Source organism: Candidatus Eisenbacteria bacterium (genome assembly GCA_016867495.1).
In the GTDB taxonomy this organism is placed as follows: Bacteria; Eisenbacteria; RBG-16-71-46; order CAIMUX01; family VGJL01; genus VGJL01.
In genome coordinates, this window is sequence record VGJL01000018.1 from 18088 (window position 1) to 28637 (window position 10550).

The following is a 10550-nucleotide window of genomic DNA, read 5'->3' on the forward strand; positions in this document are numbered from 1 at the left end:
ATGAAGACGCGCGCGTCGCGTCACGTCGCCTTGGTGGACAAAGGGCCGACGGTCCCCGCGGTTCAGGTCGAGGGATTCGATGAGATCCAGAGAGAGATCTCAGCCGGCCATCCCCTCTGGCTCGACATCCAGGACGCGACCCCTGAGGAGACGGAGCGGATCCAGAAGCTCTTTTCGTTCCATCCGCTGGCGATCGAGGATGTCCACCACGCGATCCAGCGCCCGAAGATCGAGGAGTACGACGATCAGATCTTCCTGGTGGCCTTTGGCGTGCGCATCGACGAGGGGACGAGATTCACCCCGTTGGAGGTCGACATCTTCCTTGGGGCGCGATACCTGGTCAGTTTCCACGAGGAGCCGGTCGCCGCCCTCGACCTTGTCGCGGAGAGGTGCATGCGGGGGCGGGTGCCGTTGGAGAAGGGAGCGGACCGCCTGCTACGCGAACTCCTGGATGGGTTGGTCGACAGCTACTCTCCCCTCCTCGAGGCATTCGATGACGAGATGGAGAAGATCGAACAGCGACTGCCCGGCGTCCCGGGCGAGAGGCTCCTCCGGGAGATCTTCGCCACGCGCCGGCGCCTCCTCGATCTCCGAAGGCTCTTGATCCCACAGAGGGATCTTCTGGGCCATCTGGTCGTCAGGGAGTACCGGTGGATCTCTACGGAGGAAAGGACGTACTTCCGAGACATCTATGATCACCTCGTTCGTTTCACGGAGGCCGTCGATCGAATCCACGAGCTTCTCGACACCGCGGTGGAGATCTACCTGGGCCAGGCCGCATACGGCACGAACCGCGTGATGAAGATCCTCGCGGTCATCGCGACGATGGGGCTGCCGCTCACCGTCACGACGGGGTTCTTCGGGATGAACTTCCGCCACCTGCCGGGTCTCGGCCGCCCGGAGGCGATCGGCCTGCTCATCGGGGCTCTCGTCGTCATAGAGGTCGCGCTGGTTGTGGTGTTCAGAAGGAAGGGATGGTTGTGAGATCTCCAATCAAGACCCTCGGGACTGCCGTCGCGTTCATGGCGGTCTGCCTCATCGCCGCTTTCTCGCTCTACGGCCGAAGCCTGGACGACTCGCGCAAGGTTTCGGAGGAGGAGCTGATCTGGGCCAACGGCGCGGTCAATGGAGAGGCCTTTGGGTTTGCGCTGGCCGGCAGATGGCAGGCGGGCGACTACCGCCCGCAGGTCCGGCCGGCGGCCACGCTCTTCAGAGCGGGGGAGCATCTCCTCTTCGGGTACGATCGGGGCGCGTACCAGGCGGTCCAGATCATTCTCCACGCGGCGGTCGCGACGATCGTCTTCCTCCTGCTGTGGAGCCTCATCGGCTCCAGGATCATGGGAGCGATCGGGGGCATTCTGTTTGCCGTCCACCCGGGCGCGAGCCACACCGTGCTCTACCTCGGAGGGCTGTCCGAGATCCTCTGCGGCGCCTTCTTTTTCCTCAGCATCCTGCTTCTCGCGCGCCGGCTGGAAGCGAAAGAGGTGGCGCACATCGAGTGGTTCAAGGACCGCGGAGCGATCGCGCTTGGATCTCTCGCCCTGCTGGCGATGCTGAGCAAGGAGGGAGGATTCCTCCTGCCGCTGGTCGCGCTGGCGGCGATCCTGAGCCGGCCGCTGGATCTGCGGAGAAGGGCGTGGCACTATGCGCCGATCGCGGGCGCGACTCTCGTGGCGCTTCTCTGGAGGATCGCTGCGACGATGGCCACCCCGGAGGTGATGCGCCGGGTCCCCGCCGTCGATCCGACATCCGCGCTTCCCTTCCTTCCGCTTCTGGCGCGCGCCCTTGCCGGGGTCGCAGTGGAGATCGCCCGCATCTTCCTGCCGCTGAAGTTGAGCCATGAGTACTCGTGGCTCTTTGCGATCGGGACAGGCGAGGTCCTCGCGCTCGCGGCCGTGGCGCTGCCGCTCCTCGCGGTCGGGGCGTGGCTCGTTCTGCAGCGGAGATGGGGCCGGATGCCCCTCGTGCCGCTTCTCCTTGTCGCGGCGCTTCCGCTACTCGCTCCGGCGCTGCTGGCGGAGATCTCCGGAAGCGTCGCCAGCGAGCGCAATCTGTATCTCGCTCTTCCTGGGTGGGTCGGGCTCGGGCTCCTTGCGACGCGGGGCGCCCTCGCGCACCGCCGCGAGAGCGGCCCCATCCTGGCCGGGATCGCCGTGGGGGTCATCGTCCTTCTCGGTCTACGCACGGTCCAGAGAGTTCCCGATTGGGAAACGGACGGGAGGCTCCTGGAGAAGGGGCTCGCCGACAATCCGGCGAACCCTCAGCTCATCTTCGAGGAGGGGAATCGGCGCCTGTCGAGGAGAGACTACTCAGGGGCCAACGAGCGCTACGAGGAAGCGCTTCGTCTGAGGCGCGACTTCCCGGCGGCATCCCTGAATCTCGGGGCCGCCTATGTGGGGATGAAAGAGTACGGACTTGCGCTGCGCGCGCTCGATCCGGTCGCGGTGCGCGCGCGCCACGTTCGCGCTCTCCGCATGATCGATGCCAGGGCCAACTACCACGCAGGCCTTGTCCTGATGCAGCAGGGTCGCCATCGAGAGGCGGCCGAGGCCCTGGAGCGGACCTTGCTCTTCTATCCCGAGCACATCGGGGCGCGCGGAAACCTCGGGCTAATGTACGTCGGGGCGGTCAACTACGTCGACAGGGGGATCGAGCACCTCGTCTGGGCGATCGCGCGAGAGAAGGATCCTTCCTTCCGCAACGCCCTGCAGAAGAGCCTCAACGCGGCGAGGGCGCGGCTCGATGAGTACATCGAGCTGCGGGGCGGTCTGCCCGCGGACCTCGACCCTCCCGAGAGGGGGGCCATCGGCCAGCCGTGGAAGGTCGTCGCGGAGGAGGGGATGTAGGAGGCGGACGGTCGCTTCCGACAACCTAGGGGTCCTAGTCCCCGAACTCGAGCGAGACGCCTCCGAAGGCCGCCCAGTCCTCCTTGTAGGGTCCCGCGGGAGCGTAGCCCGCTCCGATCGACGGCGTGAGCGCGAGGCTCCCATATCCGAGAGTCAGAGAGCATCTCGCCTCCAGAGCCCGGAGACCGAACGGCTCTCCAAAGCTCCCTGCCCCCAGCAGGATCTCGAGGAGTACAGAGGCCGCGCCTTCGCCGTCGAGAAGGATCTCGGGCGAAGCGCCCGCTTCCAGGTAGCCCTCATCATATAGGCCGATGTCGTAGTAACCGGTGAGCGAAGGAGCGAAGAAGCCACCCAGGGCCAGGCCCAGCGCGATCTCCTCGGTGTGCGAGCCGGATTCCTCGGCGCCCGTGAACATGTATTCGGTGCATCCGATGGAGATCTCGGCCGTCCGGCCGCGCCACTCATATGACCGCGTGTGGGTCAAGGAGATGTCAGTCTCGTCGCAGCAAGCAAGCCTGTTGCGATCCCGAACCGCGAAGGAGTTCCAGAGCTCGATCTCGATCCCCGCCGGCGCCCACCCCATCGCGATCCTGGGCTGGAGCGTGAGGCGATCGGTCACCGTGGCGCCCCTGAACCAGTAGGAGGACCAGGAGTCGATTCCGGCGCAGAAGGAGAGCGGTGCAGCATCGTCCGCATCGGATTCCGCGCCGGCCGGGAGGGCGAGCAGGAAGAAGAGGGGCGCGAAGCAGACGACAGCCATGGCTTTCGATGCGCTGCCACGAGTACTCAAGGCCATTGCGAGACTCCTCCAATGCCCCCCTGGGGCCGTCACGCCGCCCTATCGACAGCGAGATCCTTGATAGCCTTCCTGAATCTCTCCGCCTCCCGTTCCAGCGCCGGGATGAGGGGGCGCGCGCCCTCGAGATCGCCGCCGGCGGCGAGGGCCTCGATCCGGCCGCTCAGATCGCCCAGCGCCGCGGCGCCGATGGTCAGACTCGACCCCTTCATCCCGTGGGCCGCAAACCGGAGTCGCGCGGAGTCGCCGGAATCGAGCCCCGAGATCATGTCCGAGATACGCTGCGGCAAGGACGCCTCATGCTCGGCCAGAACCTCCCGCTCGAACTCCGCGTCTCCTCCACTGGTTTCTCTCAGGCGTCCGAGGTCGAGCGCTGGCGGGGCCTCGGGCGCCTTGGTTGGTCCGAGCATCGCAACTGGCGCCTCGCCCTTGAACCAGCGAAGAAGCGTGGCGCGCAGCTCCTCGGGCCTCACCGGCTTGGGTATGTAGTCGTCCATCCCGGCGGCCAGGCAGCGGTCCCTGTCGCCTTCCATCGCGTTGGCCGTCATCGCGATGATCGGGATTCGCCTCTCCGTGCCGGACTCGCGCCTTCGTATCTCGGCGGTCGCCTCGTATCCATCCATCTCGGGCATGTGGCAGTCCATGAGGATCGCGTGGTAGGGGACCTTCTCGATCACCGCCACGGCCTCGGCGCCATTGGCCACCGCGTCGGCCCGGCATTCCATCTTCTCCAGAATGCGGAGGGCGACCTTCTGGTTGACCGTGTTGTCCTCAGCCACGAGGACGCGCATTCCCTTGAGCGAGATGTCCGGAGCCGAAGGCGCGCCGCGGGAACTCAGCCTCCGATCCTCGGCCGCGGGCCATCCGAACACCGTGACCAGGGCATTCAGCAGCTGCGACTGGCGGACGGGCTTCGTGGCCCACGCGGAGAATCCCTTCTCGCGCATCTCGTCCGGGCTGCCAAGGGCGCCCGCCGACGAGAGAAGAATGATCGGGATCTGTCTGAGAGCGGGATTGTCCTTGACCGCGCGCGTCGTCTCGATGCCGTCCATCCCGGGCATCTGCAGGTCCATCACGATGACACCGATGGGGTCTGTGGAGCCAACCCGATGGAGCATCTCGAGAGCTTCGCGTCCGTCTGCGGCCTCCTCGATGAGCATCCCCCAAGCGGAAAGCTGGCCCCGCAGAACGCGGCGGTTCGTACTATTGTCGTCCACGATCAGGGCGCGCATACCGTGCAGGCTGGAGGGATGGCGGCCGCCCAGCGCACGTGGCACGCCCTTCACGAGGCGGAGCTCCACCCAGAACGTGCTTCCCTCGCCGACCTCGCTGGCGACGCCGATCTCCCCTCCCATGAGCCTGACGAGCTGGCGCGAGATCGTGAGGCCCAGCCCGGTGCCGCCGTACCTTCGGGTCGTGCCGGCCTCAGCCTGGGTGAAGCTCTCGAAGATCGACGCGCGCTTGTCCTCCGGGATGCCGATCCCGGTGTCGCGCACCGAGAGGCGAAGGCGGATCGAGTCTGATGTCTCGTCCAGTAGCGACACTTCGACGACGACCTCGCCTTCCACGGTGAACTTGATGGCGTTGCTTAGCAGGTTTGTTACCACCTGTCGCAGGCGACCTGGATCCCCATTCAAGGACTCCGGCAGGTCTGGTGGAATCATGCATGTCAGCTCGATCTTCTTCCCGTGGGCCTGCGGCGCCAGGAGATCGGCAGTCTCCTCGATGATCGTGCGCAAGTTGAAGTCGACAGTTTCGAGCAGCAGCCTCCCCGATTCGATCTTCGAGAAGTCGAGGATGTCATTGATGATTGTGAGGAGCGCCTCTCCGCTGCCGCGGATGTTCTGGGCATAGTCGCGTTGTTCGGGGGAGAGGTCGGTGTCAAGCAGGAGCCCGGTCATGCCGATCACGCCGTTCATCGGCGTGCGGATCTCGTGGCTCATGTTGGCGACGAACTCCGACTTGACCCGGGAGGCGCGCTCGGCCGCTTCTGCCATCTGGTTCGCGCGGGCGACCGTCGCCTCGAGGCGCTCATTGGCGAGGGCGAGCTCGGTCATCGCCTTCTGCTTCTCGGTGATGTCCCGGGCGATTCCGCAGATCCCGACCGTGTTGCCGTGCTGATCCCGCAGGGGGACCTTGACGATGTGGAGGCCGCGATCCGCGCCGAGAAGGGTCCGGGAGACCGCCTCCTCGATCTCGGCTCCCTCGAGCACCTTCGCGTCGACATCCTCGATATGGGTCGCCATGCCGGTATCGAAGAGATCCTCATCGTTCTTGCCCAGCATTTGGGACTCGGAGAACCCGACCAGCGCGCACATGGCGGGATTGGCAAGGAGATAGCGCCGCTCACGATCCTTGATGAAGATGGCGTCCCGGGCATTGTTGACCACCGCCGAGAATCGGGCCTCAGAGCGCTTCAGCTGCTCCTCGGACCTCCGGCGCTCGGTGATGTCGTGCATGATCCAGTAGAGGGTCCGGCGCCCGCGGACATCGAGAGGAACGGAGTGGACCTCGACTTCGCGGATCTCCCCGGAGGCGAGCCGGAGGGGGAGCTCGAAGCAGCGCTCTCCTTCCTGCGCGGCGTCGAGCTTTGCCGCCAGCACGGCCTGAGAGTCGCCGGCGATCGTTTCCAGGCCACCCGCCAGGAGAGCGGACGAAACGGAGCCGTAGAACGCGCATGCGGCGGCGTTGGCCTCGACAATCGTTCCCCTCGATGGATCGACGAGGAGCATCATCGCGCCGTTCTCCTCGAACATGGCCCGATACTGCCGCTCCGATGCGGCCATCTCGGACGCGGCCGCCCGGTAGAGCTGCTCCGCGGCGCAGAAAGCGAGAAGAAGCAACGTGAGGAGAAGGGCTACAAAGATGGGCCAGAGCCGAGCGACAGCGATGTACGAGGCCCAGGTCTCCGCGGCGACATCCATCCCGAGGATCGTGGAGACCTCGCCGGTTCGAGGATCGGGGAGCGGAACCAGGGCGCTCACCCAAACCCCCCAGGCATCGGGCGTGGGGCCCTCGGTGATTCCCTCGCCGCTGAAGTAGTGGGGGATCGCCTCAGGCGCGAAATCCTCATAGAGATCTCCGGGGGCGGAGAAGTCCTCGGAGTCCGGCGGCTCGGAATCTACGCGGAAGAACGCGCGATCTCCGGCGCGGCCCATCAGGTAGAGAAAGCGGCAGTCGGGATTGGCCGAGCGGATCCTCGCAAGCTGTTCGTGGAGGTATGTGTAGTCAGGGGACTCGAGATCGGCCGCTGACCCGGAGAGACGCGGCAGTCGCTCCAGATCGACAGCCCTCGCCGCAGTCCTCGCCCGCGCGAGGAGATCGCCGCGAAGGCGAGCATCGGTCCGATGACCAGACACTTCCGTTGCGATCCAGCATCCGATGAGAACGAGCGGGATGGCGAAGCCGAGCCATCGCGCCGAGGGAAGCCTGACATCGCCGCGATCAGAAGCCGACGCGTTCACCCAGTGGAGCCACACGGAAGTCGCCAGGGCGAGAGCCATGAGCGTCTGGACCAGGAGAAGAGAAATGTCCAAGAGCGAGGAAGGCCGCCCTCCGCCCGGCGCCATCGTTGCCGCATCGATCCGAGAGGTGAACAGCCCGGAGATGAGGGTGTAGAGAAGAAGGCTGGCAGCAGCGGCAAGAAGAGAGCGATCGGAAGGCGTAGATCGATGAGAGCGACGCCACAGGGCGATGCCTGGGAGCAGGCCGGCCGCGGCGATGACCCCGAATCGTGTCGAGAGAGCGAGCGCCTGTGACCTTGCGAGGTCCCCCATGACGGCGACGCCCGCGACGAAGATGGTTGTCCATACGCCCAGATTGATGCGGGCGACGGAGCGCAAGGCCCGCCGGCCGAATTCGAAGAGCGCAACGAAGGAAAGCGCCCCGAAGCCCTGATGAACGATCTCGGACAGGGAGTCTCGTCCGCCGATCATTGTCGCAAGCTCTTGCCATCCGCCGATCGTGCGTAGCGCCCCGAAAAGAACGAGCCAGCCCCAAGGCAAACCGCTTACCTTGCTATGAGCCAGCCCCCACGCGCTCGCCGCAAGGAGGAGAAAGGCGAGGCCGTGAATAAAAAGGGCGTAGTCGAGCTGCTGCGACAAGAATGCCGTCATGGTCTTGGCTCTCCAAAGCGATTGTCCACCGGCGCGTTGTCCAATTCTCGCCTCTGACGAATTATCGGCGCCTCGGCCCTCGAACCTTGACACCCGTGCGGGCGATCTCGGGAGGGAGCGAATCGAGCAATCTGAGCCGTTCGCGGCCGTCGGACGGCATGGAGCCGCCCAAAATGCTAGCGATGCGGCTCCGAGGTCGACAGGGCCTGGATCCGAACGATTCCCATTCGCGCCTGCTCGGCGGCGGGAGTCCCCGGGGCCAGGAGGGAGATCCTGTTGTAGGCGCCGAGCGCGCTCTGCTCGTCGCCCAAGCCCTCGTGCAGGCGCCCCTTCTTGTACTCGATCTCCGCGAGCGAAGCCAAGCGGCTCCGGAAGCGCTCGGCCGCGGGGGAGGACGGGTAGGACTGGACGAATCGACCGGCGGTCTCGATCGCTGTCAGCGAGTCGGCGATCGCCGCGAGGCGATCCTCGAGCGCCTTCGCCAGGATCGGATCCTCGAGACCGTCGAGGAGTCTCTGGCAAACCTCCGGGCCGCTGACCAAGGGGAGAGTTCGCAGGATTTCCGCGCGCGCGCGATCGACGTCGGTCGAGTCGTCAGGCGCCTGGGCCCCCCCCGTGCCGTCGCGAGGCGGGATCTCCGCGCGGAGGATGAGATCGCCGAGGGTCTCGAGCGCGAGGTCATGCCGGGAAGAGAGCCGGTACGCCCGGGCGAGACGCAGGCGCACCGCGTCGGCCGACGGATGATCGGGGAAGTTCTCGAGAAACGCGTGCAGCACGGCCGTGTTCGGGTTCGGCTCTTCCAGCGTCTGCGTGTATCTGGGGAGGAGCGCCGCGCGGCAGGCCTCCGTCGAGTCGCGCCGGGCGGCGGTCTCGGCGATCAACGCGGGGTCCTCCGCGGCCCGTCGCCCCCGCGAGAGCAACGAATCGTAGTCCGCGCGAAGGGGGCCGTAGCGACGCAGGATCTCGGGCACCCGCCGCATCCGCTCCTGGCGAAAGCGCAGAAGTTCAGCGTGAACGCGCAGGCTCGTTCCTTCCCTCGGCTGGGCGCGCAGGGAGAGCTCGTACAGGTAGTCCGCGAGCCGTTCGTTCCGAAAGGCCGACGCCGCCTCGGCCAGGCGCAGATGGGTCTGGACCCTATGCGCGGCGACCTCCTCTTCACCCGGAGGGAAGTCGGAGCCGCGGGGCGCCGCGCGCGCAACGGCGACGCGGTCGACGAAGAACGGATGCGTCCTCCAGTAGCCGAACTCTCGATCCTCGTAGATGTGATTGTGCAGCTTCTGCAGGAGGGACTCTCCCGCCTCACGCGGGTAGCCGGCCAGCGCGGCGAGGCGGCGTCCGTCCTCGTCCGATTCCATCTCCAGCTTCCTGCCGTACCCACGGATCAGGAGCTCGTGGAAGAGGCTGCCGAAGATGGCGGTCCCGGTCATGGCGGCTTCCGCGGAACTCTGCGGGTAGCGTTCCGCGCGCGGATCCTCGATGACGGGGGAGGAGGACGAACCCGAGGCGCCCATCGTCACGGCGACCATGACCGCTGTCTGCAGAAGCGAGAGAAGCCCGTCGAGCCGACCCTGCCTCGAGAAGTGGGAGCGCGTCACGTGGGAGATCTCGTGCCCCAGCAGGTGCGCCAGCTCGGCGTCGGTGAGGCCGACATCGAGGATGCCCCGAGTCACGAAGATCCAGCCTCCGGGGAGGGCCATCGCGTTGGGGGCGTCCATGTCGAGGATCTGGAAAGTGAATGTGATGTCCGGACGGCCCGAGACCATGGCAACGCGATAGCCGATCTCGTTGACGCGGCGGATGAGAGAGTCGGTCTCGACCAGGCCGTAGTGACGCGCGATCTGCTGGGAGACCTCCAGGCCGAGGAGGAAGTCGGAGGACAGATCGGCAGATCCGTCCTTGCGGGAGAGGTCGGTCCTCATCTCCTGTCCGAGGCCGAGCGCCGGCAGAAGGAGAAAGAGCAAGATGGCGCCGCCTAGTCCCGGGCGGCTCGGTCGAGAGGCGCGCATTCCTTGGCTCCAACCGCCTTCGGTGGCTCGGGTTCCGCTGTTCCGGAGGATCGCGGATCCCGATCCTGGCGAGGACGTCCAACCGGAACGGTGGGGATCGACGACCAGAACCTGCGTCACCGCTTCTGCGCCCTCGCCGCCGTCTCCGTCATGATCTCGCAGGTTTCCTGAAGCGTCAGGTGTCCGGCGAGGTGCGCCTCCCAGGCGCGCCGGATCTCCCGCATGGGGGGAGACTCGGGCTCCGCGCCCGCGGCGTCATCTCGTGGGTCGATCCCCGCGATGTCATAGAGCGCCTTGGCGACAGCGCAGTCGATCATCGAGGTCTCCAGCGCGTCGACTGCGGTCGCATCGAGACCGGCGGCCGATGCGGTTTTTCTCAGGACATCAAGCGCCGTCTCGTCCGCCGGCCGGGCCTGCCGGCACCCGCGAAGATAGCCGGATATCAGATGGACCGCGGCGGCGATCCCCTCGCCGCGTCTCTCCACGAAGAGCACGGCCGGGCGCTGCGGGTCGGGACGGAAGAGCACATCCTCGACCGGAGGAGCGAGCGTGACGACGCAGATCGTCAACTGCCCGGGCCCGGCCAGAGAGACCCGCAGATCTCGCGAGAGCTGCTCGAGCAGGAGCGGCTGGCGATCGCCCAGCCGCCCGCAGATCGATCCGATCCATGCATTCAGATCGTCCTCGCGCGCCGGCCAGAGCGCCGTGAGATACCTGGGGTAGGTCGATCGATAGATGTCGGACAGGACGGCGTAGATCGAATCGGCCTTGGTCTTGCATAGAGGCC

At 66.3% G+C, this 10550-nt stretch carries 5 protein-coding genes; 2 read left to right on the plus strand and 3 right to left on the minus strand.

Annotated elements, in window-relative coordinates:
* Together corA and FJY88_04025 are read left to right on the plus strand one after the other, a co-directional pair.
* A complete protein-coding gene (gene corA / locus FJY88_04020) occupies positions 1-984 on the plus strand; it encodes a magnesium/cobalt transporter CorA (GenBank protein MBM3286506.1) in 984 nt (327 codons plus the stop codon).
* Positions 975-2846 carry a hypothetical protein gene (locus tag FJY88_04025; protein MBM3286507.1) on the plus strand — a complete coding sequence of 624 codons (1872 nt, stop codon included), beginning with the start codon at positions 975-977 and terminating at the stop codon, positions 2844-2846. The genes corA and FJY88_04025 overlap by 10 nt, the downstream gene beginning before the upstream one ends.
* Positions 2847-2880: 34 nt before the next feature.
* On the opposite strand, the gene FJY88_04030 is transcribed toward FJY88_04025, so the two are convergent.
* From FJY88_04030 to FJY88_04040, 3 genes are all read right to left on the minus strand, one after another.
* Positions 2881-3642, minus strand: a complete 762-nt coding sequence (locus FJY88_04030; GenBank protein MBM3286508.1) for a hypothetical protein — start codon at positions 3640-3642, stop codon at positions 2881-2883.
* A gap of 32 nt (positions 3643-3674) precedes the next feature.
* Positions 3675-7757: a response regulator gene (locus FJY88_04035; GenBank protein MBM3286509.1), complete on the minus strand. Its 4083-nt coding sequence runs from the start codon at positions 7755-7757 to the stop codon at positions 3675-3677.
* Between the two features lie 176 nt (positions 7758-7933).
* On the minus strand, positions 7934-9763 hold the full coding sequence (locus tag FJY88_04040) for a hypothetical protein (GenBank protein ID MBM3286510.1): 1830 nt from the start codon (positions 9761-9763) through the stop codon (positions 7934-7936).
* Positions 9764-10550 lie beyond the last annotated feature (787 nt).